The sequence below is a fragment of the Streptomyces sp. NPDC055189 genome (assembly GCF_053606765.1).
The window spans coordinates 25,232-52,170 of the sequence record NZ_JBSGSG010000032.1; the positions used below are offsets into that span (position 1 = coordinate 25,232).

General features: G+C 70.2%; 28 protein-coding genes. 19 read left to right on the forward strand and 9 right to left on the reverse strand.

Annotated features, from left to right (window positions below; genetic code table 11):
* Positions 1–44: 44 nt before the first annotated feature.
* From ACWFR3_RS22880 to ACWFR3_RS22915, 8 genes are all read left to right on the forward strand, one after another.
* Complete coding sequence (locus ACWFR3_RS22880; RefSeq protein WP_453736454.1) at positions 45–338, forward strand: hypothetical protein; 294 nt, start codon at positions 45–47, stop codon at positions 336–338.
* 24 nt (positions 339–362) lie between these two features.
* Positions 363–638, forward strand: coding sequence for a hypothetical protein (locus ACWFR3_RS22885; RefSeq protein ID WP_453736455.1), 276 nt, complete (start codon positions 363–365; stop codon positions 636–638).
* Positions 639–689: 51 nt separating this feature from the next.
* Positions 690–1,919, forward strand: coding sequence for a hypothetical protein (locus ACWFR3_RS22890; protein WP_453736456.1), 1,230 nt, complete (start codon positions 690–692; stop codon positions 1,917–1,919).
* Between the two features lie 200 nt (positions 1,920–2,119).
* Positions 2,120–2,560 carry a DUF6278 family protein gene (locus ACWFR3_RS22895; RefSeq protein ID WP_453736457.1) on the forward strand — a complete coding sequence of 147 codons (441 nt, stop codon included), beginning with the start codon at positions 2,120–2,122 and terminating at the stop codon, positions 2,558–2,560.
* Between the two features lie 121 nt (positions 2,561–2,681).
* Entirely contained in the window at positions 2,682–3,425 is a 744-nt protein-coding gene (locus ACWFR3_RS22900) for an amino acid ABC transporter ATP-binding protein (RefSeq protein WP_453736458.1), read from the forward strand.
* A gap of 16 nt (positions 3,426–3,441) precedes the next feature.
* Entirely contained in the window at positions 3,442–4,347 is a 906-nt protein-coding gene (locus ACWFR3_RS22905) for a glutamate ABC transporter substrate-binding protein (RefSeq protein WP_453736506.1), read from the forward strand.
* A gap of 9 nt (positions 4,348–4,356) precedes the next feature.
* Positions 4,357–5,001: an amino acid ABC transporter permease gene (locus tag ACWFR3_RS22910; RefSeq protein WP_249586797.1), complete on the forward strand. Its 645-nt coding sequence runs from the start codon at positions 4,357–4,359 to the stop codon at positions 4,999–5,001.
* The gene (locus ACWFR3_RS22915; protein WP_453736459.1) at positions 4,998–5,864 is read left to right on the forward strand and encodes an amino acid ABC transporter permease; all 867 of its coding nucleotides are present in this window, start codon (positions 4,998–5,000) and stop codon (positions 5,862–5,864) included. The genes ACWFR3_RS22910 and ACWFR3_RS22915 overlap by 4 nt, the downstream gene beginning before the upstream one ends.
* A gap of 40 nt (positions 5,865–5,904) precedes the next feature.
* On the opposite strand, the gene ACWFR3_RS22920 is transcribed toward ACWFR3_RS22915, so the two are convergent.
* From ACWFR3_RS22920 to ACWFR3_RS22930, 3 genes are all read right to left on the reverse strand, one after another.
* Positions 5,905–7,500, reverse strand: a complete 1,596-nt coding sequence (locus ACWFR3_RS22920) for a CocE/NonD family hydrolase (RefSeq protein ID WP_453736460.1) — start codon at positions 7,498–7,500, stop codon at positions 5,905–5,907.
* A gap of 126 nt (positions 7,501–7,626) precedes the next feature.
* Entirely contained in the window at positions 7,627–8,829 is a 1,203-nt protein-coding gene (locus ACWFR3_RS22925) for an Ig-like domain-containing protein (protein ID WP_453736461.1), read from the reverse strand.
* 146 nt (positions 8,830–8,975) lie between these two features.
* Complete coding sequence (locus ACWFR3_RS22930) at positions 8,976–9,734, reverse strand: hypothetical protein (protein ID WP_453736462.1); 759 nt, start codon at positions 9,732–9,734, stop codon at positions 8,976–8,978.
* Between the two features lie 104 nt (positions 9,735–9,838).
* Between ACWFR3_RS22930 and ggt the strand changes: the two genes are divergently transcribed.
* Complete coding sequence (gene ggt, locus ACWFR3_RS22935; RefSeq protein ID WP_453736463.1) at positions 9,839–11,650, forward strand: gamma-glutamyltransferase; 1,812 nt, start codon at positions 9,839–9,841, stop codon at positions 11,648–11,650.
* A 72-nt stretch (positions 11,651–11,722) separates the two neighbouring features.
* On the opposite strand, the gene ACWFR3_RS22940 is transcribed toward ggt, so the two are convergent.
* The gene (locus ACWFR3_RS22940) at positions 11,723–13,600 is read right to left on the reverse strand and encodes a hypothetical protein (RefSeq protein ID WP_453736464.1); all 1,878 of its coding nucleotides are present in this window, start codon (positions 13,598–13,600) and stop codon (positions 11,723–11,725) included.
* Positions 13,601–13,753: 153 nt separating this feature from the next.
* On the opposite strand from ACWFR3_RS22940, the gene ACWFR3_RS22945 reads away from it, so the two are divergent.
* Positions 13,754–14,011, forward strand: a complete 258-nt coding sequence (locus ACWFR3_RS22945) for a helix-turn-helix domain-containing protein (protein ID WP_453736465.1) — start codon at positions 13,754–13,756, stop codon at positions 14,009–14,011.
* A gap of 12 nt (positions 14,012–14,023) precedes the next feature.
* Here ACWFR3_RS22945 and ACWFR3_RS22950 read toward each other — a convergent pair whose 3' ends face one another.
* Positions 14,024–14,875 carry an NmrA family NAD(P)-binding protein gene (locus ACWFR3_RS22950; protein ID WP_453736466.1) on the reverse strand — a complete coding sequence of 284 codons (852 nt, stop codon included), beginning with the start codon at positions 14,873–14,875 and terminating at the stop codon, positions 14,024–14,026.
* On the reverse strand, positions 14,872–15,423 hold the full coding sequence (locus ACWFR3_RS22955; RefSeq protein WP_453736467.1) for a nuclear transport factor 2 family protein: 552 nt from the start codon (positions 15,421–15,423) through the stop codon (positions 14,872–14,874). The genes ACWFR3_RS22950 and ACWFR3_RS22955 overlap by 4 nt, the downstream gene beginning before the upstream one ends.
* A gap of 163 nt (positions 15,424–15,586) precedes the next feature.
* Here ACWFR3_RS22955 and ACWFR3_RS22960 point away from each other — a divergent pair, with 163 nt between their 5' ends.
* From ACWFR3_RS22960 to ACWFR3_RS22985, 6 genes are all read left to right on the forward strand, one after another.
* Positions 15,587–16,129, forward strand: a complete 543-nt coding sequence (locus tag ACWFR3_RS22960; RefSeq protein WP_453736507.1) for a TetR/AcrR family transcriptional regulator — start codon at positions 15,587–15,589, stop codon at positions 16,127–16,129.
* Positions 16,130–16,235: 106 nt separating this feature from the next.
* Positions 16,236–18,002 carry a hypothetical protein gene (locus ACWFR3_RS22965; protein ID WP_453736468.1) on the forward strand — a complete coding sequence of 589 codons (1,767 nt, stop codon included), beginning with the start codon at positions 16,236–16,238 and terminating at the stop codon, positions 18,000–18,002.
* Positions 18,003–18,194: 192 nt separating this feature from the next.
* Complete coding sequence (locus ACWFR3_RS22970) at positions 18,195–19,037, forward strand: nitrilase-related carbon-nitrogen hydrolase (protein WP_453736469.1); 843 nt, start codon at positions 18,195–18,197, stop codon at positions 19,035–19,037.
* Positions 19,034–20,317 (forward strand): aspartate aminotransferase family protein, encoded by a 1,284-nt coding sequence (locus ACWFR3_RS22975; protein WP_453736470.1) that lies wholly within the window; start codon positions 19,034–19,036, stop codon positions 20,315–20,317. Before ACWFR3_RS22970 ends, ACWFR3_RS22975 begins: the two co-directional genes overlap by 4 nt.
* A gap of 51 nt (positions 20,318–20,368) precedes the next feature.
* Entirely contained in the window at positions 20,369–21,772 is a 1,404-nt protein-coding gene (gene hydA, locus ACWFR3_RS22980) for a dihydropyrimidinase (protein WP_453736471.1), read from the forward strand.
* Positions 21,773–21,783: 11 nt separating this feature from the next.
* Positions 21,784–22,800, forward strand: a complete 1,017-nt coding sequence (locus ACWFR3_RS22985) for a TIGR03842 family LLM class F420-dependent oxidoreductase (protein ID WP_453736472.1) — start codon at positions 21,784–21,786, stop codon at positions 22,798–22,800.
* Positions 22,801–22,837: 37 nt separating this feature from the next.
* On the opposite strand, the gene ACWFR3_RS22990 is transcribed toward ACWFR3_RS22985, so the two are convergent.
* The gene (locus ACWFR3_RS22990; RefSeq protein ID WP_453736473.1) at positions 22,838–23,383 is read right to left on the reverse strand and encodes a YceI family protein; all 546 of its coding nucleotides are present in this window, start codon (positions 23,381–23,383) and stop codon (positions 22,838–22,840) included.
* A 53-nt stretch (positions 23,384–23,436) separates the two neighbouring features.
* Entirely contained in the window at positions 23,437–23,910 is a 474-nt protein-coding gene (locus tag ACWFR3_RS22995; RefSeq protein ID WP_453736474.1) for a carboxymuconolactone decarboxylase family protein, read from the reverse strand.
* 168 nt (positions 23,911–24,078) lie between these two features.
* On the opposite strand from ACWFR3_RS22995, the gene sigJ reads away from it, so the two are divergent.
* The 3 genes from sigJ to ACWFR3_RS23010 all read left to right on the forward strand — a co-directional run bounded on the left by sigJ (position 24,079) and on the right by ACWFR3_RS23010 (position 26,566).
* Positions 24,079–25,032 carry an RNA polymerase sigma factor SigJ gene (sigJ, locus tag ACWFR3_RS23000; RefSeq protein ID WP_453736475.1) on the forward strand — a complete coding sequence of 318 codons (954 nt, stop codon included), beginning with the start codon at positions 24,079–24,081 and terminating at the stop codon, positions 25,030–25,032.
* 196 nt (positions 25,033–25,228) lie between these two features.
* Complete coding sequence (locus tag ACWFR3_RS23005; protein ID WP_453736476.1) at positions 25,229–25,372, forward strand: hypothetical protein; 144 nt, start codon at positions 25,229–25,231, stop codon at positions 25,370–25,372.
* A 138-nt stretch (positions 25,373–25,510) separates the two neighbouring features.
* On the forward strand, positions 25,511–26,566 hold the full coding sequence (locus ACWFR3_RS23010) for a PucR family transcriptional regulator (RefSeq protein WP_453736477.1): 1,056 nt from the start codon (positions 25,511–25,513) through the stop codon (positions 26,564–26,566).
* A 20-nt stretch (positions 26,567–26,586) separates the two neighbouring features.
* On the opposite strand, the gene ACWFR3_RS23015 is transcribed toward ACWFR3_RS23010, so the two are convergent.
* The gene (locus ACWFR3_RS23015) at positions 26,587–26,874 is read right to left on the reverse strand and encodes a DUF3040 domain-containing protein (RefSeq protein ID WP_453736478.1); all 288 of its coding nucleotides are present in this window, start codon (positions 26,872–26,874) and stop codon (positions 26,587–26,589) included.
* Positions 26,875–26,939: the final 65 nt, after the last annotated feature.

The window sequence follows — 26,939 nt, forward strand, 5'->3', positions numbered from 1 at the left end:
AGCGACATTCCGTTTCTCCCGCAGGGTGCCAGCGAGGGTCGGTCATGTATCTCGTCCATATCCACCTGCGGCCGCTCGACGTCGGCGGGTCCCTGCCGGGCGACACCGCCGCCACCGTGATGTCGGCCGGGTCGGGGGCGGGGCTCGAACACGTCGCCGTACACCTCAGGAGCGGCGCGCACCCGGTGATCGGTGTCTATGTGCGGGCGGCGACGCTCCAGGCGGCGGAAGCGGTGACCGAGGACGCCTGGTGGCGGGCGAGCGCGACCGACCGGAGCCTCAGCGCCTGGGTGCCGTTACGGGTGGAGGTCCCCCTGCTGCCGGAGTGGCCCGCATAGCGCTCCTCGTGGCCCAAGTAGGCCATGGACGGTTTGACCAGCCGCGATCCTCTGTCGGCCGCTTCCGCGGCGCGGCAGCATCTTTCTCGTCGGAACGAACCGATCACAGGGGAGAAAGACATGACGGTTGGCAAGACGTTTCTGAGCACGATCACGGCAAGCGTGCTCATCATGGCGGGAGCCGGCACCGCGAGCGCAACGGTTCTGGCGGCCGGCCCCTCATCGTCTGCCGCGGTCACCGCGCCCCTCTCCGCCGACGGCGGCAATTCGGCGACGGACGACGACTCGGGCTGGCAGTGAGCCGGCTCCATCCCGAACGGGCGGACCTGACGTCGAGGGTGAGGGGTCAAGGTGAGTGTGAACGGGCGGATTCAGCCGGAGGCGGAGAGCTCGGACTATGTGCTGGCGCTGCGGGACGGGGTGCTCGGGAAGGCGCCGGTGGAGTCCGTCGCGACCGGTGCGCTGCGGGTGGCCTTCGAGCTGCGGGTGGAGGGCGAGGACGAGGAGTACGTGCGCCAGCTCGCGGAGTCGGAGACGCCGTGGCCGCCGATCGTGGTGCATCGCGTGTCGATGACGGTGGTGGACGGCGTGCACCGGCTGCGGGCGGCGGTGCTGCGGGGCGAGGAGCGGATCGCGGTCAGGTTCTTCGAGGGGGACGTGGGCGACGCGCGGCTCCTGTCGGTCGCGGCCAACGTGGTGCACGGGCGGGCTCTCTCCGTGGCCGACCGGGTGGCTGCGGCGGGGCGGATCTTCGAGGTGCGGCCGGGGTGGTCGGACCGGGCCGTCGGGGCTGTCGCGGGTTTGTCGGCGAAGAAGGTGGCGCAGGTCAGGCGGGGACGCGGCGGGGAGGTCGCGGAGCTGGGCGGCCGGATGGGGCGCGACGGCCGGGTCAGGCCGGTCAGTTCGGCGCGGGGGCGTGAACTGGCCTGTGAGCTGATTCGCGAGAACCCGGCGGCCTCGTTGCGCCAGATCGCCCGGCGGGCGGGCATCTCACCGGCGACGGTCGCCGACGTACGAGATCGCATACGCAGGGGAGAGGACCCCCTGCCCCCACGGCAGCGTCTGGCGGTGGTCGCCCCCGGCGAGGAAGCAGCGCCGGGCGGAGAAGCTGCCCTGAACAGCGGAACGGCCGCCCGGGCCCGGCCCGTTGCGGCTCTGGAAACGGCACCCCCGGAGTGCGCGGGGACGCCGGCGGACGCACCCGGCGAGCCGCTCCCGCACTCCGGTGCGATGTCCCTGGTGCGCTCGCAGGCCGCGCAGCGCGGAGTGGACCTCTGGCCGAGAGGCGGTAAGGGGCCCGTCGAACTGCTCGCCATCTTCGACGTGTTGCGCCGCGATCCGTCCCTGCGGCACAACGAGGCAGGCCGCAACGTGCTGCGGATGCTGGACGCGTGCGCCGCCGTCGTACGGGACAGGCGGCGGATCGTCGACACCGTCCCGGCGCACTGCAAGGAGTCGATGTCCCGGCTCGTGGACGGCTATGCCGAGGTCTGGCAGCTGCTGGCCGACGATCTCCGGCGGGCGGGCATGGCGGGCATGGGGGACGCGGGCCTAGAGAACCCTTCGTCCCTCGGTGCGTAGCAGTACCCCGGGGAGTCCGTGCCCGCGGTCGACGTGAGGGGCCCGTCCGGGCCGACCACGCGGCCGCGGGCTGTACGGCGTGATTCGGGCGATTCCGTGATCAACTGATGCAAGATACATTCTTGGAGACAGGGACATCCGCGGCCGGGAATTGGGCAGCGGATGGGAGATGATCTCGTGCGACCACGGAGAGGCCGGTCATGAACAGCTCCTTCTTCGGCAGGTGGCGCCGACAGCAGTCCGCCGACCCGGGTTCGGTACTCGCCTCGGCGTTCGACGAGGATCCGGCGGGCGTGGCCGAACTCCTCTCCGAATGCGAACTGCTGCGCTCCCAGGCCGCCACCGCCGGCCTCGAACTCGACGACTCCCCGGCCTCGTTGGCCGCCCTCGACCAACTCCTGCCGCGCTGGCGCGACGACCCCGAACTGCTGCCGTGGCTCGGCAACGACGCGGGCCTCTATCTGGGTTCGGTCATCGTCCGCACGGTGCCCGGCACCACCTGGCACGTCTGGCCCGCCGGCAGCCCCGCCGTGCGGCTCGCTTCGGGGCGCGAGATCCAGGTGGTGGAGGCGGGTCTCGACTGGGCCGTGCACGGCGCTCCTGAGCTGTCCCAGGTCTTCGCGGAGGCCGCGGAAGCGTAGTCGCAGTTCGATGTAACTACAAATACGGTTAATGCCCATACGTGCGTGTCGTCCAATAAGTCCCGTTTTCGCGTGGATAGTTTGCGCGGACCGACACCGGCGAGAGTGGGCAGGGCAGGGCATGGCCGTCGATCCGCTGATCGAGCTGCGTGATGTGAACAAGTACTACGGGGAGTTGCATGTCCTGCAGGACATCAACCTCACCGTCGGCAAGGGGGAGGTGGTCGTGGTCATCGGCCCGTCAGGGTCGGGGAAATCAACGCTCTGCAGGACGATCAACCGTCTGGAGACGATCCAGTCGGGAGCCATCGCGCTGGACGGGCAGCCGCTCCCGGAAGAGGGCAAGGCACTGGCCACGCTCCGTGCCGACGTCGGCATGGTCTTCCAGTCCTTCAACCTCTTCGCGCACAAGACGGTGCTCCAGAACGTCTCCCTCGCGCCGGTCAAGGTGCGGGGCAGCAAGAAGGACGAGGCCGAGCGGCGCTCCCGCGAGCTCCTGGACCGGGTGGGCCTCGCGTCCCAGGCCGACAAGTACCCCGCGCAGCTCTCGGGCGGCCAGCAGCAGCGTGTGGCCATCGCACGCGCGCTCGCCATGGAGCCCAAGGTGATGCTCTTCGACGAGCCGACCTCCGCCCTCGACCCCGAGATGATCAACGAAGTGCTCGAGGTCATGCAGGGCCTCGCCCGCGACGGAATGACCATGGTCGTCGTCACTCACGAGATGGGCTTCGCCCGCTCGGCCGCCAACCGCGTCGTCTTCATGGCCGACGGCCGCATCGTCGAGGACCGGGCCCCCGAGGACTTCTTCAACAACCCTCAGAGCGACCGGGCCAAGGACTTCCTCTCCAAGATCCTCAAGCACTGACGGGGGGCCAGGCATGATGCGTACGACACGTCTGCTCGCGGCGCTCGTCCTCGCCGCGTGTGCCGCGACCGCCTGCGGCAAGGAGGGCAGCCCCCCGGTGAAGGGGCCGCAGCCCGACGAACTGCCCGACTACCAGGTGGCGTCGGGATTCTCGCTGCCGCAGTCCGGCACCTGGAAGAAGGCCAAGAGGCGCGGCCACCTCGTCGTCGGGGCCAAGGAGGACCAGCCGTTCCTCGGCGAGAAGAACCCCGCCACCGGGGCGTACTCCGGATTCGACATCGAGATCGCCAAGATGGTCGCGGCCTCGCTCGGCTTCGAACCGAAATCGATCACCTTCAAGACGATCGCGTCGGCGAACCGCGAGACCGCCCTGCAGAACGGGCAGATCGACTTCTACGTCGGCACCTACACCGTCAACGACCTCCGCAAGAAGCTCGTGGGCTTCGGCGGCCCCTACTACATGGCGGGGCAGGGCCTGCTCGTGCGGTCCGACGAGGACGACATCAAGGGGCCGCAGGATCTGGACGGCAAGAAGGTCTGCTCGGCGGCCGGATCGACCCCCTACCAGCGGATCCAGAAGGACTACCCGAAGGCGACGCTCATCGCGTACGACACGTACTCGGTCTGCGTCGACAATCTGCTGACCTACCAGGTCGACGCCGTCACCACCGACGACGCCATCCTCATCGGATACGCGGCCAAGGTACCCGACGAGCTCAAGGTGGTCGGCAAGCCGTTCTCGGAGGAGCCCTACGGCATCGGCGTACCCAAGAGCGACAACGCCCTGCGGTTCGCCGTCGACGACGCGCTCGCCGCCCGGGAGAAGAACGGCGACTGGAAGAAGGCCTACGACGCCACCCTCGGCCTCTCCGGGGTCCCGGCGCCGAAGCCGCCCGCCATCGACCGCTACCCGGCGAGCTGAGGAGGCGTCGTGGACGTACTGACAGACAACTTCTCCACCTTCGGCAAGGGGTTCCTCGGAACCGTCGAACTCACCGTGTACGCCTCGATCCTGGCCCTCGTGCTCGGGTTCATCATGGCGTCGTTCCGGGTGGCACCGGTCGGCTCCTTCCGGGCCTTCGGCACCGCCTGGGTGACGGTCCTGCGCAACACGCCGCTCACGCTGCTCTTCTTCGCGGTGCTGCTCGGCCTTCCGCGCTTCGGGCTCGTCCTGCCCTTCAAGGTGTTCGCCGTCCTCGCGCTGGGCTGCTACACCTCCGCCTTCATCTGCGAGGCACTGCGCTCGGGCATCAACACCGTCCCCAAGGGCCAGGGCGAGGCGGCCCGCAGCCTGGGAATGACCTTCGGGCAGACCCTGTCCATGGTGGTGCTCCCGCAGGCCTTCCGGTCCGTCATCCCGCCGGTCGGCTCCACCCTCATCGCCCTCGCCAAGAACTCGGCCATCGCGGGCGCGTTCAGCGTCACCGAACTGCTCGGCACGTACAAGACGCTCAGTGAGCTCGGCTACAACATCATCTGGACGTTCGTCTGGATCGCCGTCGGCTACCTGATCATCACCCTCGCCATCAGCGCGGTCTTCAACGTCCTCGAAAAGCGCTGGGGAGTCGCCCGATGAAAGCCCTCTCCCACGAATCCACCGCCCTCTACGACGTACCGGGCCCGAAGACCGAGCGCAGACACAGGCTCTACGGGCTGCTCTCCACCGTGATCCTGCTCGCCCTGGTCGGCTGGCTGGTCTATCTGCTCTTCGACACCGACCAGTTCACCGCGGCGAAGTGGACGCCGTTCGAGTACAAGGGCATCCAGGAACTCCTCCTGAAGGGCCTGGGGAACACCCTCAAGGCCTTCGCCATCTCGGCGGTGCTCGCACTCGCGCTCGGCTGCCTGCTCGCCATGGGGCGGCTCTCCGACCACCGTCCCGTGCGCTGGGTGGCCACGCTTCTCGTGGAGTTCTTCCGCGCGATGCCGGTCCTGGTCATGATCTTCTTCGTCTTCGTGGCGCTGAAGGTCCAGCCGCTGCCGGCCCTGGTCGCCGGGCTCACGCTCTACAACGGCTCGGTGCTCGCCGAGGTCTTCCGCTCGGGCGTGAACTCCGTGGAGCGCGGACAGCGGGAGGCGGCGTACGCGCTCGGGATGCGCAAGACGCAGGTGATGACGCACGTCCTCGTACCGCAGGCCGTGCGCGCCATGCTGCCCGCCATCATCAGCCAGTTGGTGGTCGCCCTCAAGGACACTTCGCTCGGCTACCTGATCACCTACGAGGAGTTCCTCCACGCCGGGAAGCTGATCGCGTCGAACCTCGACTACGATCTACCTTTCATCCCCGTGGTTCTGGTGATCTCGCCGATCTACATCGGGATGTGCATGCTGCTCTCGTGGTTCGCCCAGTGGGTGTCCAAACGACAGCGGCGCAATCCCAAGACCGAGGCCGCGGACGTGGCACCGGCCGAACCAGGGACGCTGCTGCCGGGTAGGTAGTGGCTAAAGGGGCCAGGGCCCACCCGGCAGCAGCCGGTGATCACTTGTCGCGCAGCGGGACCGACACGTATGACGGGTCGGACGCGGGCGAGGAGAAGGTCAGCTGCGCGCCGGACGGGTTGTGCTCGATGTAGAGCGGGTCGACCGTGTCGACCACCAGGGCGAGCCTGTGTCCTGCCGGGACGTCGTAGGCCGTGGAGAACAACTCCAGGTCCACGCCGAACGGCCGGCCGGGGGTCTTGCCGTGGAAGGTGTACGGCGCGTTGCTGACCAGCTTGCCGAGGCCGAGCGGGCCCACGTCGTAGAGGTACGCGACGAGGGTGCCGCTCTCCTTGGTGCTGGTGAGCGTGGTGTGCAGTTTCGCCGTCCCGCGCACCCGCTGATCCGTGTCGTACTTCTCGGACTGCCAGACGCCCGCGTAACGCCTCGGCAGCAGCGGCATCGAGGCCACCGGCGGGGTCTTGAGGAACTGGTCCAGGGCGTTCGAGAGCAGCACGGTGCCGCCGTTGGCGCCCGAGTCGACGTTCGCGCGGATCGTGGTGGATCCCGCCAGGTCGATCTTCTTCTTCGTCGCGCCGACGGACTTCCAGTCGGGGTAGCCCTCGTAGCCGCCGGTGGAACGGGACTTGAGCTGGACGGGCTGCTCGGTGTCGACGCCGTTCTTCTCGCCCTTGAGGTAGCGGTCGAACCAGCGCTGGGTGGAGGTCCAGGTGTCGTTGGGAAGGCCGAGCAGGCCGGTCAGCTCGGAGGTGGCGTGGTCGCCGGGGCGGAACTCAAGACGCTTCGGGCCCGTCAACTGCTCGTAGAAGTCGGCGTATTGGTTGGGCGGGAAGATGGTGTCGCCCCAGGCGTTGCCGAGCATGACGGCCGCGCCGTTCTTGTTGATCTGGTCGATGTAGGTCGCGGGGGAGCGTTTGGCGCCCCACGCGATCATCTCGTCCTCCTTGTCCAGGTTGGACCCGAGGAAGTCCTTGAGGGTCTGCTGGAGTTCGGGGCTCGGGCGGCCCGTGAGGACACCGGCGCCGCCGAGCAGGCCGGCGGCCTGCTGGTGCTGGGTGCGGCCGCTGTAGATCGAGTCGATCAGGTCGCCCCAGCCGCTGAGCGCGGCGACGGCCTTGATCCGCTTGTCGTGCCCGGCGGCGAGCAGGCTGATGCCCGCGCCGTACGAGACGCCGCCCATGCCGATCTTCCCGGGGTCGGCCGGGGTGTTCTCCAGGGTCCAGTCGATGACCTTGGAGGCGTCCGCGATGTCCTCGGGGCCGCCGGTCTCGATCTCGCCGCCGGACTGCCAGAAGCCGCGCGAGTTGTAACTGACCACCACGTAGCCGGAGTTCGCGAGCTTCTGGGCCTGCGCGACGTACTCGATCTGCGGCATGGCCCAGCTGGTGGGCAGCACGATCGCCGGGAACCTGCTGCCCGCCTTCGCGCCCTTGGGGGTGAAGACGTTGGCTTTGAGGATCGTGCCCCCGTCGCCGGGGATGTCGACGAAGCGCACGTCGGCGGAGCTCGCCGCCTGCGGAGCGGCCGCCGGAGCCGCCTGTGCGGCCGGGGCGAGGCCGAAGGCGGCGCCGGCGACGAGCGTCGCCGACACGGCGCCCACGGTGGTCGTACGCAGAGCCTTGCGCGGTTGTCCCACGGGTCACTCCTTACTCGTGCAAGCAAAGTGACCCGACGGTAACCTCGGGTGCTTACCGGGGGTAACCCGTCGGTAAGTTACGCACCGGTAACGATTGTTGAGTGCTCTACCTCCGCAGGGCGGGCCTCAGCTCAGCGCGCTCTTCGCCTGCCAGTCGGCCCACGAGATGTTCCACTCGCCGTAGCCGTTGCCCGGCGCCGGGACGCCCTTCGAGCCGCTGCCGGAGACCTCGAATGGGTCGCCGACCCGGACCTGGCCGTACAGCCAGGAGGCGTCGGCGTCGCTCATGCCGATGCAGCCCGAGCTGTGGTTCGTGTTGCCGAAGTACGAGGCGTTCCAGGGGGCGGCGTGCGCGTACATCCCCGACCAGGTCAGGCGCATCGAATTGTCGACCATCTTGTCGTAGGCGTCGCCGAGGCCGACCGTCTCGGAGCGCATGTTGATCGTGCCCTCCTTGGCCATCAGGACGGACGTGCCGCCCCAGGACGCCTTGTCGCCGCCGGGGGTGCCCGCCGACATCGGGACGGTCTTCACGCTCTGCCCGTCGCGCACGAGCGTCGCCTGCTTGCTGTCGAGGTCGACCTTGACCTTCTGGTTCCTGCCGACCGTGAAGCCGGTCGAGTAGTCGCGGACGAACCAGCCGCCGCCCGTGCCCGAGTCGACACCGTTGAGCTCGGCGTCCAGCTTCACCTTCGTGCCGGACTTCCAGTAGTTCTTCGGGCGCCAGTCGATGCGGTCCTTGCCGTCGTGGTTCTCGATCCAGCCCCAGGAGCCCGTGGTGTCGTTCGAGGTCGTCACCTTCAGGTGCTTCTCGACCTCGGCCTTGTTCTTCACCGGGTGGTCGAAGACGACCGACAGGGGCTGCGCGACGCCGACCGTGGTGTCCTTGCCGGGCGTCAGGGACAGCTTGTTCACGTGCTCCGGGGCGGCCGTCCTGAAGGAGGCCCGCGCGCTGCCGCCCTCGTCGGTCGTCGCCTTCACCTTGTACGAGGTGCCGGGCGCGGCCTTGCGGTCCGAGGTCCAGGCGGTGCCGTTCGCGGCGACCTTGCCGGAGAGCTCCGTGCCCTTGGAGTCGGTCACCGTGACCCGCTTCAGCTTGCCGTCGGCCAGCTTCACCTCGACCGGGGAGCCCGCCTTGGCCTGCTTGCCCCGCAAGTTGACGGATATGTCCGGCTTGTCCGCACTCGTATCGGCGGACGCGGAGGAGACGCCGCCCGAACAGGCGGTCAGCGCGGCGGTCAGCGCCGCCAGGCCCGCGGCCGTGACCGCGGCCCCGGTGCGGCGGGGGCGTATGGAGTGGCGGCGACTCGGCGAGCTCTGGGGCCTCAAGGGAACGTACCTCCGTGCGAATGTGGAACTGCACGGTGAGAGGGTCAAAGGTCCCGATGGGTTGCCTCTTGACCCGAATTTCCCGACTAGGTCACAGAGGCGGGTTATGGCCCGGATGCGGATGTCGGCGCGCGGTGATCCGCCGACTACTTCGCGCGATGGGACGCGCGGGCCGGTGCGGGCGCGGGGGCCGGGGCCTGGGCGGCGCGCGTGACGTCCCCGACCAGTTCGACGACGTCGGGACCGTACGCCTGGGAGTTGACGACCTTCAGGAGCAGGACGAACGTGTTGGAGCCGTGCTTGCGCGCGAGACGCTCGTGATTCCGGGCGAGATAACGGGTCGCCGCCTGGTTGGTGATCGCGCGCTGGCCGCAGAAGACGAAGACGGGTCTCGCCTCCTGCTCCTGCCCCGCGGTGAGCCGCGCGAGGATCACGTACTCCGTGATGCCGCCTTCCATGCGGTAGCGCTCGCTGCCGATCTGGAACGCCCCGCGGTCCGGGCCCGGCTCCGGGTCGGTGTTGACGCGGACGCCGGGCAGCAGGGAGTGCATGTGCGCGGCCATGCGGCGGTTGACCGTGGGGGAGCCGACGCAGAACTCGGTGCGTTCGCCGAAGCTCTGCTGGGCGGCGTCGTGCGCGACGAGCTGGGCGTGCGCCCCGCAGTCCTTGATCAGGGCGGAGAGTTCCAGGAGCGCGGACACGTCGTGGCGCACGACGGTGAGCTCGGGCCCGCCCGCCTCGCGGTTCACCACGAGCAGCGACTCGGAGTTGTCGGGCAGCCCGAAGAAGGCCTGCTTGCGGCGGAGCTTGCGCCGCCAGAGGTAGGTACGGGCGAGCCAGCCCAGCACGGCACCGAGGCCGGCCGCGATCAGGCCGAGGACGATATTGCGCACGTCTTCAGTCATGGGGGCGCATGCTAGCGGTCTTTAGGACCGGTGTTCGAGGTGGTCCTGACGTGGTGGGCTTCCCGAAGTTACGCTGCGCGGACGGTTGTTGACTGGAGGTACGAATGCGTCGTGCTGTCGTACGGAATCTGACGCTATTGGCGGTCGGAGGGGTGTTGGTATCGGTCGGAGCGGCTGTGCCCGCTTCGTCCCCGGGCCCGGCCGATCCGGCCTCGACGTCCCCGGAGAAGACACCGCTGGCCGTCGGCTACGGAGGCGCGGTCTCCAGCGTCGACGCGGACGCGTCCGCCGCCGGGATCGAGGTCCTGAAGAAGGGCGGCAACGCGGTGGACGCGGCGGTCGCCACGGCGGCCGCCCTCGGCGTGACCGAGCCCTACTCCGCGGGCGTGGGAGGCGGCGGGTACTTCGTCCACTACGACGCGAAGTCCCGCAAGGTGAGCACGATCGACGGCCGCGAGACGGCCCCGCGCACCGCCGACTCCGGCCTCTTCCTGGAGAACGGCAAGCCGATCCCCTTCGCGGACGCCGTCACGAGCGGCCTGGGCGTGGGCACCCCCGGCACCCCCGCGACCTGGCAGTCCGCGCTCGACGCGTGGGGCAGCAAGCGGCTCGGCACGCTCCTGAAGCCCGCCGAGCGGCTCGCGCGCGACGGATTCACCGTGGACGGCACGTTCCGCTCGCAGACCGAGTCGAACCGGGCGCGGTTCGCCGACTTCCCGGACACGGCGAAGCTGTTCCTGCCGGGCGGCGAGCTGCCCGTGGTCGGCTCGACCTTCAAGAACCCCGATCTCGCGCGCACGTACGAGGAGCTGGGGCGCAAGGGCGTCGGGGCGATGTACGGGGGCGGCATCGGCAAGGACGTCGTACGGACCGTGAACAAGCCGCCCGTGGACCCGGCGTCGGGACGCGTCGCCCGGCGCGGCGACCTCTCCGCGAAGGACCTGAAGGCCTACGGGGCGAAGCGGCAGGCGCCGACGAAGACCTCCTACCGCGGGCTCGACGTCTACTCGATGGCTCCCTCGTCCTCCGGCGGCACGAGTGTCGGCGAGGCGCTCAACATCCTGGAGCGGACCGACCTCTCGAAGGCTTCGAAGAAGAAGTACCTGCACCGGTACATCGAGGCCAGCCGCGTCGCGTTCGCCGACCGCGGGCGGTGGGTGGGCGACCCCGCCTTCGAGGACGTACCGGCGAAGGAACTGCTCTCGCAGAAGTTCGCCGACTCGCGGGAGTGCCTGATCCGCGACGACGCGGTCCTGAAGAGCCCGCTCGCGCCGGGCGACCCGCGCAACCCGGCCGACTGCAAGACGGGTGACAAGGCCGCCCCGACGACGTACGAGGGGGAGAACACGACGCACCTCACGGCCGCCGACAAGTGGGGCAACGTCGTCGCCTACACCCTGACCATCGAGTCGACGGGCGGCAGCGGCATCACCGTGCCAGGCCGCGGGTTCCTGCTCAACAACGAACTGACCGACTTCTCCTTCGCGCCGGCCAACCCGGCCGTCCATGACCCGAACCTTCCGGGTCCGGGCAAGCGGCCCCGGTCGTCGATCGCGCCGACGATCGTCCTGGAGAAGGGGAAGCCGCTGGTCGCGCTCGGATCGCCGGGCGGCGCGACGATCATCACGACCGTCCTGCAGACCCTCACGGGCTTCGTCGACCGCGGTCTTCCGCTCGTCGACGCGATCGCCGCGCCGCGCGCGAGCCAGCGCAACGCCGCACAGACCGAGCTGGAGCCGGGTCTCTGGGAGAGCTCGGTGCGGGCCGACCTGGAGGCGATCGGGCACTCCTTCAAGCAGAACCCCGAGATCGGGGCGGCCACCGGAGTGCAGCGGCTGCCGGGCGGCAAGTGGCTCGCCGCGGCGGAGAAGGTGCGTCGGGGCGGCGGCTCGGCGATGGTGGTGCGGCCGCAGTAGAAGCTGGCGGCCCGGCGGGTCCTGCGGCCCGCCGGGCCGGGTGCGTTCAGCTGCCCGCCGGGCCCGGCGTCCTCAGCGGGGCGCGCAGTTCTGCTCCAGCTCGTTGGCCGCCCAGCGGATCGGACCCTCGGGGTCGTCGTGCAGATGACGCAGGGCGGGCAACGCCTCGCGCACCGCGGCGAGTTGGGCGTCGCCCCGGCCGCCGCGGGCCTGGTGGACGTCCGCCAGGTCGGCGATCAGGAGGAGCAGTGTGCTGCGGGCGCGGTTGTCCGGGTCCGTCATGAGGTCGACCAGGAACGGGATCGCGGGGACGGCCGCGGTCGACGCCGCCTCCTTGGAGACGAGGAGGCGGTACAGGTCGTGGACCGCGTCCATGGCCGTCTTCTTGTCGTCCGACGCCACCTTGCCGATCAGCCCGGGGACCTGGTGGCCGGGGCCGCGCGCGGTCCACAGGGAGCCCCAGTCGACGCTCTCCAGGCGCAGCTGGAGGTCCCGGTGCGGCCACAGCCTGGCCAGGTCCAGACGGAGCGCGGCGGTGGAGTCCGCGTCGGTGACGCGCAGGATGCCCGCGGTGTCTCCCGGGTCCGCCGCATCGAGGTCGAGGAACTTGATACCGGTGCCGAGGCGGAGGTTGGCCACCGCGTCGGACGCCAGGTCCCAGACGCGCACCAGGCCGTCCGCCCAGGCCGCGGCGAGCGCGGGCCCGGTCGGCAGGACCGCGGCGCTGAGGGAGACGACCGGGGTGCTCCTGCGGGCGAACGGCGTGCGCATCGGCTTGCGGCGCGTCGACCAGTAGCGGATCACGCCGTGCGCGTCGCCGCTCAGGACCAGGCGGGTGCCGTTCGCGAGCTCGATGCAGGTCACGGAGGTCACCGGGGCGCGGTGCAGGGAGAGGGTGATGGTCTCCGGGTCCTCGTCGTCCGTCTCGCGGACGTGTACGGAGCCCTCCGTGTCGCCCGCGACGAGCAGCGTCGGGCCGTGCAGCGAGGCCACCGACCGGAGCGCGCCGGGTGTTTCGACCAGCGCGGCGGCCGCTCCGGCGACGGCGGCCGGCTGCGGGTGCTGGCGGGTGAGGACCGTCCACCGGCCGCGCGGGTCGGCGTCGCCCGCGGAGAGCGATACCGGGCCCAAGTCCTCAAGGGGAAGCGGCACTTCGGAGGGTGGGCGGATGTCCTTGTCCGTCCACTCGACGCCCAGCGTCCGGGCGACTTCGAGCAGTGCCTCGCGGGTCCGGGCATTGATCACGATCTTGAAATCGGCTCCGGGCCCGCGGCCGTGACGTATGACCGCGTCCGGAGCACCGTAGGAGAGCGCGTCGGTGCCCGACTCCTGCCAGGGCAGCAGTCCCAGTTCGCGGTACGAGGACTCCAGGCGGCGCACGATCTCGGGGTCGGCGTCGACGGTGCCGCGGCGGAACCGCAGCGTCCAGCCGTAGTGGGCGGGCATCCGCTCGAAGGCGAGCTGCATCAGGAACTCGGAGAGCGAACGGCTCTGCACCACCCATGCGCCGCCGACGCTCACGACGACCCGCGGGTCGGGCAGTTCGGCCTCGGCGGCGAGATAGCCCCACTCGTGGGCGTAGTGGTACTCGGACATGAACACGCACACGCGCGGGTCGCCACCCGGACCGATGAGCCCGCCGTCCGGGTCCGCCCCGAATTCGGAGATCCTCGGCGGCCACTGCGTGTGGACCCAGTACAGGCGCGGGTTGAAGGCGAAGGAGTTGAGCGGGGAATCCCACCATTCGTTGAGCGCGAGGGGCACCGGCAGGTTCCAGTCGATGCCGTGTTCCTTGTTCTCGCCGCCCCAGCGGGAGTGGCCGGGCTCGCCGCCCGGATCCACGTATCCCCACTCCCGCTGCACCTCGTCGAGCAACGCCCAGCGCGAGCGCCCCTGTTGACGCGCAAGCCGGTCCGCGAACTGTCCGTAATCGATGATCTCGTGAGTCACCGGTGCATCGTATGGATGATCTTCATGACGGATGTCCGCACGGCGTCACAATGCGTCGGGAGTTCGGTCCGGATGCGTCGAGAGTTCGGTCCGACCAATAATTATACCGGTATGAGAATGGGTTTCTGAGTGCGTTTGGATTACAGTGGCCCCATGGTGCGGACCCCTCTGACCCCGGAAGAGCGCGAACGCGGCGAGCAGCTCGGTCGCCTGCTGCGTGCGGCGCGCGGTGAGCGGAGCATGGTGGAGGTGGCCGCGAGCGCCGGGCTCTCCGCGGAGACGCTCCGGAAGATCGAGACGGGCCGGGCGCCGACGCCCGCGTTCTTCACCGTGTCCGCGCTGGCCGTGACGCTGGGGCTCTCGCTGGACGAGGTGGCCCGGGCGTGCGTCCTGATGCCCGCCCCGGCGTGAGGGCCGACTGCGTCAGAGCGTCGGAGTCCACTCGGCGGCATGCGCGGCGGCCAAGTCCGCGAAGCTGCGGGCCGCCCGGCCGGTGATCCGTTCGACGGTGGGGGCCACGCGGTCCTCGGATCCGTGCGCGATGCTGTCGTCCATGGCGGCGAGTATGCGGGCGAAGTCCTCCGGAATCCCGGCGGCGGCCAGTCGCTCGCGGAAGTCCGCCACGGGGACGGAGCGGTGGCGGATCTCGCGCCCCGCCGCCTTGGAGACCGCCTCCGCGACGTCCGCGTAGCTCAGCGCCTGCGGCCCTGTGATGAGGTGCGCCGCGTTGTGCGCCCGCTCGTCCGTCAGAGCCCGTACGGCGACGGCGGCGATGTCGTCCGCGTCGACGAAGCCCACGCGCCCCTGTCCGGTGGCGGTCACGATCTCGTCCGCGGTGCGGATGCTGTCGCCGTGGGGATGGCCTCGCGTGACGAAGTTCTGCATGAACCAGGAGGGGCGCAGCACGGCCCACTCCGGGGCCAGATCGCGCAGCGCCCGGTGCACCTCGCCGGTCCCCGGGTCGCCCTCGGCGATCGCGGAGGAACTCAGCAGCACGAATCGGCGTACGCCCGCGTCCAGTGCGCGCTCAAGGAACGGCACCATCAGCCGGGAAGGCTCGGTGTCCCCGATGGGCGGCACCAGGTAGACGCCGTCCACGCCGGTGAGGGCGGGGTCGTGGGTGGCGGGGTCGGTCCAGTCGAAGCGGACCTGACGGGTGCCCGGCGCCGGGGTGCGGCTTCCGACGCGTACGGATGTGCCCCGGTCGGCCAGGGCGGTCGCCACCCGGCTGCCCGTGGTGCCGGTGCCGCCGGTGATCAGGAAGCGCATGGTCATCGGGCCTCTCCGGAGCGGGTGGCGCCGACGGGGATCTCGCCGTCGAAGGCGTCGGCGGCCAGCGCGCCGTTCCAGTAGTCGCGAAAGCGCGTGATCCGCCCGTCGTGGACGGTGACGACCTGGATGTACGGCATGTCGAACGCTCGCCCCGTGGCCACCGCCCGGCCGGTGCCGCGCAGCTCGGCGACGATGGTCGCGGGGTCGTCGGTGCGGTGGACGGTCAGGTCCTCGAAGCTCCGCAGGTCTATGTGGTCGGGGTAATCGGCCATGTAGTCGCGCACGGCGTCGCGACCGACGAGCCGACTCGGGGCTCCGGGGAGCGCGAAGGGGAACTCGAAGACTCCGTCCGGGGCCCAGAGGGCGACCCAGCCGTCGATGTCCTTGGCGAGGAGGAGGTCGAGGGAGCGGGCGAACACGATGGCCGCGTCGTTCCTGTCATTCGCGTCGGTCGCGTCGGTCGCGTCAGTCGCGTGGGTTGCCGAGGGGTGCGTCGTGGGGTGCGCCGCAGAGTGGCGTGAAATATCCGCTTCTGCGCGGTGTGTCGTCATGGCTACGAAGTTAACCTGACCCCGGGTCCGTTTACAAGTACCGGACCTGGGGTCGACTTATGCTGGAGCCGGGCACGTCGCCCTGCCCGCCCCGCCCCACCGAGGAGGAATCATCGCCGCCCGCAAGGAGAGAGCCGACTCCGTCCGCAACCGAGCCGCGCTGCTGGCTGCCGCCGCCCGGCTGTTCGAGGACGCGGCCGACCCCGACAGCGTCAAGATGGCCGACATCGCCGAAGCGGCCGGAGCCGGCAAGGGTACGGTCTTCCGGCACTTCTCCGACCGCATCGGCCTGATCGGGGCGCTGGTCGTCGAGGAGACGCAGCAACTGCGCGCGCAGGTCGTCGACGGCCCGCCACCCCTGGGGCCCGGCACGCCGGCGGCCGAGCGGGTACCCGCGCTCATGGCTGCACTCCTCGACCTCAAGCTGAACCAGCGCGCGCTGATGCTCGCCCTGGAGCGGGCGGGCACCGGCAGCCCGTACCTCAACCCGGCCTATGACCTGTGGCACTCCGAAGTCGCCGGGATGCTGGCCGGCGCACACGGGCGCGAGGGGGCCGACTATCTCGCGCACGCCCTGCTCGCCGCGGTCCGCGGCGACCTGGTGGAGCACCTGACCAGCCAGGGCGCGAGCCCCGGGCAGCTGCACGCGGGGCTGCGGCTGCTGTGTGCGTCCGTCCTCGCTCATGGCGCGGGCGGAGAGGAGTGAGACGCTCCGCAGTGGCCGGAAGACTGCGTGTAGTCGTCCCGTAACGCAAGTGGTGTTATCTTCCGAGCCGGAAGAATCCAGGCTCCCTGGGGCGGTGCTGGCTCGGATGGCAGTTGGACAACTCCCGGATCAGGTCCGGGAGTTCGCGAAGTACCTGAGAATCCTGTTGGCGCAGCTGGATACCGGCGCCGGGTGGTGCGGCGTGTTCTGGGCCCGTGACCCCGAGGGGATGCAGGCGTGCCTGGACGGTGCGGAAGTGCCGCCGTGGGACGTGGTGGAGGCGCTGCTGCACGATCTGGCCGCGGGGTACGGGACGCAGGCCGCCGAGCGGGAGACGGGGCTCGCGAGGGAGCTGCACGGCGCCTCGCTGGCCGCGTACGACGCACGGCCCGGTGGCCGCGAACTGCTCGGCGAGCGCCTCGACATGATGCTCACCGAGCAGCGGTTCGCCGTGGAGCGGCAGGCGGAACTGGGCCTCTCGCTCGACGCGGCGGCCACGCCGGGCGAGGCGGAGCGGCTCAACCGCGATCTGGCCTGGGCCCGCGACGACCATGAGCGGGCGACCGCGCGGTGTGCGGAACTCAGGGAGCGCATCGAGCGGTTGGACCATGCCGACCGCCCGCAGTGGGTCGACTTCGGGGCTCCCGTTTCGGACGACTTCGCGGGGGAGGAGGCGGACGACTTCGAGGGGAAGGTGCCGGTCGGCTTCGGCGGACGGCTGGCGGAGGGCGCCGGGGCCGAGGATTCCGACGGCTTGGACGGCTTGGACGGCTTGGGTGGCTTCGAGGGCTTGAGCGGGCTCGATGACCTCGACGTTCTCGACGGGCGGGCGCCGACCACCGCCTTCGGGGCCCTGGCCGTGGAGGGCTTCGGAGCCGCCGCGGCGGGTGAAACCGGCGGACATTCGCAGGAACTCGGCCGCCGCACAACGGAGTTCGGCAACTCTCCGTCCGGCCGGGACGATGCCCCGACGCCCGACTCCCGCACGCTCTCCGTCGAGGACCGTACCGGGGCCCGCGCCCACCCCGACACCGACACGGACTCCGACCGCGGCATCGACTCGGCCGACTTCGACTCCCTGCCCGTCCAGGACTCGATCGCCCCGCCGCCTCGCGTCCCCAAGCAGGGCCGCAGGGCCCGCGACACGTCCCGCCGCCCGCGCCGCCTGCTGGGCGCACGTTTCGCGGGCTTCTCCGGGTCCGACGACGGCGCGCACACGGGCACGGGTATGGGCACGGGTACGAACACGAACGAGAGCGCGGACGCGTCCAACAGCGCAGCCCCGCCGAAGGCGGCCCTCCAGCAGCCCGCACACACGAGCCGCGACGCCGCCCGGCCGGACCGCGAGGCCGACCGGGCCACCGCCGATGCCGTCGCCGCCCTGATCAAGCTCCGCGGCGAGGGCCGCAGCGGCGAGGCGCACGGCGTACTCGTCGAGGCGGTGGGCTGGCCCGCGGCCCGGCTCCCCGCGCTCGCCGGTGAACTGCACCGCGCGGGGCTCGGCGCCGACTGGTCGACGCTGCTCTGGGAGGCCGCGTCGCTGCCGCCCGAACCGCTCGTCGCGCTGGCCGACGCCCTGGCCGGAGCGGGCCGCGCCGACGACTGCCGAAAGCTCCTTCGGCAGGGCGTCTCACGGCCCGCCCCGGAGATCGCGGAGGCGGCGCTCGCGCTGGTCGACGCGGGCCGCGAGCGCGAGGCCCGCGCCCTGCTCGACGCCTATCTCCGCGTCCGTACTCCCGAGGACGTGGCGGGCTGCGCGCACTCCGATCCCTACCGCCTCATCCCGCTGCTCCTGGAGACCGCCCGCGGGGTGTCGGACGAGTGCCACTGGGATCTCGTACACGCGTTGCGTGTTGCGGGCTTCAGTGCCTGACCGTGCCTGACACAGCCGTTTCGTTTGTGCTTTCGCGTCCGCTTCTCGCCCGCTTGGGTGCGAAACATGATCGACTGCGCCGGTTAACGGCGATGGTCTTGCCCAGCCCGGCGACGAGGCTTACGTTTTCTGCTCTACGCATCAAGTCTACGGGCGTAGAAGCTCTCTGACGTCCCGTCGAAGGAGCAGCTCATGGCCAACGTCGTACGCGCCGCACTCGTCCAGGCAACCTGGACGGGCGACACCGAATCCATGATTGCCAAGCACGAGGAGCACGCCCGCGAGGCGGCCCGCCAGGGTGCGAAGATCATCGGTTTCCAGGAAGTTTTCAACGCCCCCTACTTCTGCCAGGTGCAGGAGCCCGAGCACTACCGCTGGGCCGAATCCGTGCCGGACGGACCCACGGTCACGCGGATGCGGGAACTGGCGCGCGAGACCGGCATGGTCGTCGTCGTCCCGGTCTTCGAGGTCGAGCAGTCCGGGTTCTACTACAACACCGCAGCGGTGATCGACTCCGACGGCTCGTATCTCGGGAAGTACCGCAAGCACCACATCCCCCAGGTCAAGGGCTTCTGGGAGAAGTACTACTTCAAGCCGGGCAACGCGGGCTGGCCCGTCTTCGACACGGCGGTCGGCAAGGTCGGCGTCTACATCTGCTACGACCGCCACTTCCCCGAGGGCTGGCGCCAGCTCGGCCTGAACGGCGCCCAGATCGTCTACAACCCCTCGGCCACGTCCCGCGGCCTCTCCGCCTATCTCTGGCAGCTCGAACAGCCCGCGGCGGCTGTCGCCAACGAGTACTTCATCGCCGCGATCAACCGCGTCGGCGTCGAGGAGTACGGCGACAACGACTTCTACGGCACGTCGTACTTCGTCGACCCGCGCGGCCAGTTCGTCGGCGAGACCGCGAGCGACAAGGCCGAGGAACTGGTCGTCAGGGACCTGGACTTGGGCCTGATCGAGGAAGTACGCCAGCAGTGGGCGTTCTACCGGGACCGCCGACCCGACGCGTACGAAGGGCTGGTACAGCCGTGAAGGACCTGCACACCCGCCACCTGGCCGTCCTGCCCGAGTGGCTCGCGCTCTACTACGCCGACCCGCTGGAGATCACCCACGGCGAGGGGCGCCACGTCTGGGACGCGGACGGCAAGCAGTACCTCGACTTCTTCGGCGGCATCCTCACCACCATGACCGCCCACGCCCTGCCCGAGGTCACCAAGGCGGTCAGCGAGCAGGCCGGGCGGATCATCCACTCGTCCACGCTCTACCTCAACCGGCCGATGATCGACCTCGCCGAGCGGGTCGCGAGCCTCTCCGGCATCCCGGACGCCCGCGTCTTCTTCACCACGTCGGGCACCGAGGCCAACGACACGGCCCTGCTCCTGGCCACCGCGCACCGCCGCTCCAACCAGATCCTGGCGATGCGCAACAGCTACCACGGCCGCTCCTTCACGGCCGTCGGCATCACCGGCAACAACGCCTGGTCGCCCACCAGCCTCTCGCCGCTCCAGACGCTGTATGTGCACGGTGGCGTCCGCAGCCGGGGCCCGTACGCCGCGCTGAGCGACGCCGAGTTCATCGAGGCCTGCGTCGCCGACCTCAAGGACATGCTCGGGCAGACGCGCGGAGGAGTGGCGGCGCTGATCGCCGAGCCCGTCCAGGGCGTCGGCGGCTTCACCTCGCCGCCCGACGGGCTCTACGCCGCCTTCCGCGAGGTCCTGCGGGAACACGGCGTGCTGTGGATCTCGGACGAGGTGCAGACCGGCTGGGGCCGCACCGGCGACCACTTCTGGGGCTGGCAGGCGCATGCCGCGAGCGGCCCGCCGGACATCCTCACCTTCGCCAAGGGCATCGGCAACGGCATGTCGATCGGTGGCGTCGTCGCGAGCGCCGAGGTCATGAACTCCCTGGACTCCAACTCCATTTCGACCTTCGGCGGTTCACCGGTCACCATGGCGGCCGGGCTCGCCAACCTCACGTATCTCCTGGAACACGACCTCCAGGGCAACGCCCGGCGCGTCGGCGGTCTGCTCATCGAGCGGATGCGCGCCATCTGCGCCCAGCTGCCCGTCGTGCGGGAGGTGCGGGGCCGGGGGCTGATGATCGGCATCGAGCTGATCGACCCCGAGACGGGCGAGGCCGATCCGCGGGCGGCTGCCGCCGTGCTCGAAGCGGCCCGCGAGGGCGGACTCCTGATCGGCAAGGGCGGCGGCCACGACACAAGCGTCCTGCGCATCGCCCCGCCCCTCTCGCTGACCGTCGCGGAGGCGGAAGAGGGGGCCGCAGTCCTCGAAAGGGCCCTGCAGAGCGTCTAGTTCAGCTGGCCGCACGCACGAACGTACGAGCATGAAAGGGAGCGCCCCATCATGAGCACCCGTACCTTGATCCGCGGCGGACTCGTCATCACCGCCGCCGAAGAGACCCACGCCGATGTGCTGATCGAGGACGGCCGGATCGCCGCGCTCGCCGCCCACGGCTCGGATGCCGCCGAGGCATGGACCGCGGACCGCGTCATCGACGCCACCCACAAGTACGTGATCCCGGGGGGAGTCGACGCGCACACGCACATGGACTTCCCGTTCGGCGGCACGTTCTCCTCCGACGACTTCGAGACGGGCACCCGCGCGGCGGCCTGGGGCGGCACCACCACCATCGTGGACTTCGCGGTGCAGACCAAAGGGAAGGCGCTGCGGGCGGGTCTCGACACCTGGTACGCGAAGGCGGACGGCAAGTGCGCCGTCGACTACGGCTTCCACATGATCCTTTCGGACGTCAACGAGAAGACGCTGAAGGAGATGGACCTGCTTATCGAGGAAGGGGTCAGCTCGTTCAAGCTCTTCACGGCCTATCCGGGCGTCTTCTTCAGCGACGACGGCCAGATCCTGCGGGCGATGCAGCGGGCCGCCGTCAACGGCGGGCTGATCATGACGCACGCGGAGAACGGCCTGGCCATCGACGTACTGGTGGAGCAGGCGCTCGCGCGGGGCGAGACGGATCCGCGCTATCACGGAGAGGTGCGCAAGTCGCTCCTGGAGGCGGAGGCGACGCACCGCGTGATCAAGCTCGCCCAGGTGGCGGGCGCGCCGGTGTACGTGGTGCACGTGTCGGCGCAGGAGGCGGTTGCGGAGCTGGCAAGGGCCCGCGACGAGGGCCTGCCGGTGTTCGGCGAGACCTGTCCGCAGTACCTGTTCCTGTCCACGGACAACCTCGCGGAGCCCGGCTTCGAGGGCTCCAAGTACGTCTGCTCGACGCCGCTGCGGCCGCGCGAGCACCAGGCCGCGCTGTGGCGGGGCCTGCGCACGAACGACCTCCAGGTGGTGTCGACCGACCACTGCCCGTTCTGCTTCGTGGGGCAGAAGGAGTTGGGCCGCGGCGACTTCTCCAAGATCCCGAACGGTCTGCCGGGCGTCGAGAACCGCATGGACCTCCTGCACCAGGCCGTGGTTGACGGGCACATCAGCCGCCGCCGCTGGATCGAGATCGCCTGCGCGAGCCCGGCCCGGATGTTCGGCCTGTATGGCAAGAAGGGCACGATCGCGCCGGGCGCGGACGCCGACGTCGTCATCTATGACCCGGCCGCCGAGCAGGTCATGTCCGCCGAGACACACCACATGAACGTGGACTACTCCGCGTACGAGGGAAAGCATGTCATGGGCCAGGTGGAGACGGTCCTGTCGCGCGGTGAAGTGGTCGTCGAGCAGCGGAAGTTCACCGGCCGTGCGGGCCACGGCGCGTACGTCCCCCGCGGCACCACCCAGTATCTCGGTTAGGAGGCGCGACCATGGACTTCGGACTCGTCCTGCAGACTGATCCGCCGGCCTCGCAGGTCATCAGCCTGATGAAGCGCGCCGAACGGGGCGGCTTCCGCTACGGCTGGACCTTTGATTCGGCGGTGTTGTGGCAGGAACCCTTCGTCATCTACAGCCAGATCCTGGCGAACACCGACCGGCTGATCGTCGGCCCGATGGTCACCAACCCGGGCACCCGCACCTGGGAGGTGACCGCGTCGACGTTCGCCACGCTCAACGACATGTACGGCAACCGCACCGTGTGCGGCATCGGCCGCGGTGACAGCGCGATGCGGGTGGCGGGCCGTACGCCCAACACCCTCGCCCGGATCAGCGAGGCGATGAAGGTCATCCGCTCGCTGGCGTCGGGCGGGGAAGCGGACCTGGGCGGCACCACGATCCGCTTCCCGTGGATCAAGCCGGACGCTCGACTCCCGGTGTGGATGGCCGCGTACGGGCCCAAGGCGCTGAAGATGGCGGGCGAGGAGGCCGACGGTTTCATCCTCCAGCTGGCCGACCCGTATCTGACGGAGTCGATGGTGAAGGCGGTCAGGGACGCGGCCGTGGCGGCGGGCCGCGACCCGGCGGCGGTGAAGATCTGCGTCGCCGCCCCCGCCTATCTGACCGAGGACGACTCTCCGGCCGCGCTCGCCCACGCCCGCGAGCAGTGCCGCTGGTTCGGCGGCATGGTCGGCAACCACGTCGCCGACCTGGTCACGAAGTACGGCGAACACTCGGACCTGGTGCCCGAGGCCCTCACCGACTACATCAAGGCCCGCGAGGGCTACGACTACTCCCACCACGGCCGCGCCGACAACCCCGACACGGCGTTCGTCCCGGACGACATCGTGGACCGTTTCTGCGTGATCGGCACGGCTGAGCAACATGTAGCCAAGTTGCGGGAGTTGAGGTCCCTGGGCGTGGACCAGTTCGCGCTGTACGCGATGCACGACGCCCGCGAGGCCGTCATCGACGGGTACGGCACCACGGTCATCCCCGCCCTGTCGTGAGCGACCCTCATGGGCGACACCGGCCTCGCGGGTGGTGTCAGGGCAGACGGACCGCGATGACGTCGAACTCCAGCGTCACCTTCGGGCTCACCATCAGCGAGGTCGCGGCGTTCTGGTTCACCCCCCAGTCGTTGCGGTTGATCGTGACGCCGCCCCGGAGCTGGACCCGGAAGTCGCCCGCCGAGTCCGTCTCGGCGGCGGCCAACTCGACGGCCAGTGTGACCGGTTTGGTCACACCGCGGATCGTCAGGTCGCCCGTGACCTTGTAGGCGGACTCGTCGACCGGCTCCACCCCGGTCGACGTGAAGGTGATGGCGGGGTGCTTTTCCGTGTCCAGGAACATCCCGCGCAGCTGTTCGTCGCGCTTTTGGTGGTGCGTCTGGAGGCTCGCCGCCCGGATCGTGAGGCATGCGCCGGACTTCGACGGGTGGTCTCCGTGCAGATACAGGTGGCCGTCGAATTCCTCGAACTGCCCGCGCACCCTGGTGGACAGGGTGTGCCGGGCGACGAATCCGATCCGGGTGTGGGCGGCGTCGAGGGCGTAGCCGCCGGTCAGTTCACTGAGGCTGATCGTGGTGGGCATGGGGGTCACTCCTCGTTCGGGGTGTCTCGCCGGGGCGGCTCGACCGGGTCGTCTCAGCCCAGCTGTCCGACCTGGTAGTCGCCCGCGGGGCGCTGGGTGAGGACGTTGAGCCTGTTGAAGGCGTTGATGAGGGCGATGCTCGACACCAGGGCGGCGAGCTGGTCCTCGTCGAAGTGCTTGGCGGCGTTCGCCCATGCCTCGTCCGTGACACCACCGGCAGCGTCCGCGATACGGGTGCCCTGCTCCGCCAGCTCAAGGGCGGCGCGCTCGGCCTCGGTGAAGACGGTGGCCTCCCGCCAGGCGGCGACCAGGTGGAGGCGTACCGCAGTCTCCCCGGAGTGCGTGGCCTCCTTGGTGTGTATGTCGATGCAGAAGGCGCAGCCGTTGATCTGGCTGGCGCGGAGCATGACCAGTTCCCGCGTCGTGGCCGGCAACGACGAGTCCGCGATGGGCTTGCCCGCGGCGGCGATGTGCTTGACGATCTTGGACGAGACCGGATGGGCGAGGAAGTCGAAGCGGGTGTCCATGGTGTTCTCCTTCATGGCGGTTCGCGGATCGTGTCCGTTCCTGCAGTGCCGACGAGGCAGCCCGCAGAAATGTGAGGCGGCAGCTGGAACGGGGCGTCCGCCTCACAATCCGGAGGGCTGTCTCGTCGTAGAGATGACGGAAGACGCGGCCAAGGGAGCGGTGACACCATGGGGACCCAGTTCGAGCCCGGAGACGGCCGACCCGATCAGGGCCGCCGACCCGATCCGAGCCTGAGCGTGATCATGAGCGAGCGGCGTCAGCTGATCAATCTCGCCTACCGGCTCCTGGGTTCCCTGGCCGATGCCGAAGACGTCGTGCAGGAGGCCTACGTCCGCTGGTACGCCATGACCCCGCGGCAGCAGGAAGCCATCGAGTCCCCCGGTGGCTGGCTGACGAAGGTCGCCGGCCGCATCTGCCTCGACCAGCTCCGCTCGGCACGGGTCCGCCGCGAGAGCTACGTGGGCGAATGGATTCCGGAGCCGCTGCCCGATCACGCGGAGTGGGCCGACGGGCTGCCGGGCGGTGCGACCGCCGATCCGGCCGACCGGGTCACTCTCGACGAGTCGGTGAACATGGCGTTCCTCGTCGTGCTCGAAGCGATGACACCGGCCGAGCGCGTCGCGTTCATCCTGCACGACGTCTTCCGCTACTCCTTCGGCGAAGTGGCCGAGATCGTCGGCCGGAGTCCGGCGGCCTGCCGCCAGCTGGCCTCGTCGGCGCGCCGCCGCATCCGCGCGTCGCAGGCTCCCGCGACGACGGCCGCCCGGCGCGCCGGCATCGTCAGGGACTTCAAGCGCGCCTGGGAGACCAAGGACATCGACGCGCTCATCGGCCTTCTCGACCCCGACGCCACGGCGCTCGCCGACGGCGGGGGAGTGGTCGACGCCGCGCCCGTGCCCATCGAGGGAGGCGAGCAGATCGCGCGCTACCTGATCGCCGTCACCGGCGACGTGCCCGAGCAGACGATCCTGGAGCGCACGGTCAACGGCCAGCCCGGTCTGGTCGTCCAGCATGGCGGTGTCATCACGTCGGTGCTCGCCTTCGACGTCGCGGGCGACCGCATCAAGTACTGCTGGGCGGTGCGGAACCCCGAGAAGCTCCGGCCCTGGACGGCGTACTGACGCTGCCGCATACTGATCGGCCGCCTCACTGGTTTCGGCGGTTATGCCACGTGGGCGGGTATATGCGATCTTTGTCGTACGGTAAACTAACGATATGAGCCAAGGTGCTCTGTTGAGCGAGTAGTTGCTCAACACTCAAGCGGGCGACGGTGATCGCCGACGGTCGGACAGGCGGGGGCAGGAGATGGGTCGCACTATGCGCGCCGCCCGGCTCCCCGCGGCCGATGCCTCCCGGGACGGCGCCGAAGTGCGCGCTCCCAGGGTCGTACGCATCGACAACTCCGCCCGCGACAGCGTGCCTGATACCGACGGCAGCACAGCGAGCAGCCCGCGCCGCTGAACCCACCCGGAGTCCGTGACCCCCGGTGAAGCGCGCCCAGTTGCCGCCACGCCCGCCCGCATGTCCGACGGGTCGAGCCCGCGCGCCCGCGTCACCTTGCCGTGTCTGCCCGGCCGTCGACCCCACGAGGGAGAGCAGATGACCATTCAGGAGATTCCCGAGCAACTCCTCGACGGCTACGCCGACATCCTCACCGGGGCCGCCGCCACCGGCCGCCGCCTGACCCGCGAGGAGATCACGTCCCGCCGGGCGCTCGGCGCGCAGGCCGCCAACGCCGGGTACGCGTGGCGTGTCCTCATACGCGAACACCTCAACGCCACCCGGATCCACCGCCCCGCGAGCGGCGATCCGGACCACCTGCTCGCCACCGCCGAGCAGGCCATCGACGCCTTCGCCGAAGGCTACGAACGCGCCCAGCGGCAGGTCGTACGCCAGGAGGAGGCCGCCCGGCGCGAACTGGTCGACGACCTGCTGTACGGGCGGGGGGACCTGGGCCGCCTCGCCGCACGGGCCGAGCGGTACGGTCTGCGCCTGTCCCACGCGCACGCGGTGGCCGTGGCCGAAGGGCCGTCCGCCTACGACGAGACCGACCCGGTGGCGCGGGACGTGGAGAGCGAACTGAACGCCCGCTTCGGCGACCGCCACGTCCTGCTCACCACCAAGGACGGCCGCCTGGTGTGCATCGCCCCCGCCCACCAGGACGAGGTCCTCGCCTATTTCGCCAAGCGGGCGCACGCCGCCACCGACGGCGGCCGGATCGCCATCGGCCGGCCCCAGCCCGGATCGGCAGGCATCGCCCACAGCTACGAAGAAGCCGTCAGCACCCTGGAGCTCGCGACGCGCATGGGCTTCGACGAGCCCGTCCTGCGCGCCGCCGACCTGCTGGTTTTCCCCGTCCTCGCCCGTGACCGGCAGGCCCTTGTGGACCTGGTGCTCAACACCCTCGGCCCGCTGGAGGAGGCGCGGGGCGGAGCCGTACCCCTCCTTGAGACCCTGTTCGCCTACTTCGACACGGGGTGCGTGGCGGCCCAGGCGGCGCGGCACCTGTCGCTGAGCGTGCGGGCCCTGACGTACCGCCTGGAGCGCATCCGCACCCTCACCGGGTCCGATCCGGCCGACCCGCTCGACCGCTACACGCTGCAGACCGCGGTCATCGGCGCGCGACTGCTCGGCTGGCCGGCCGCCTCACTGTGAGCCTTGCTGCACCGTGAGCCTCACTGCGAGGGCCGCGGCCTGTGCGGTCGTCGCTCCGGAGGGTCGAAGAGGTGTCCGGCCATGCCGGCGACGACAAGGCCGGTGGCGATGAGCAGTCCGTGGCCGATCGCGATGCCGACGGCGAGGCAGACCAGCGCGAAGGCGAGGACCGCCCAGGCCCGTCCGCGCCGGTACTCGCGCGGACGGCGCGGGCGCCCGCTGGCCAGCGCCCTGGCGAAATCGGGGTCCTGCTGCTCAAGGCGGGCCTCGATGTCGCCGAGGCGGTCGTCGTTGTCGAAGCGGGCCATGGCTGCGTCCCTTCGGTTCCGGTACTCCACCCTCGCCCGAGGCGCGATCCGGTCACCATCAGGGC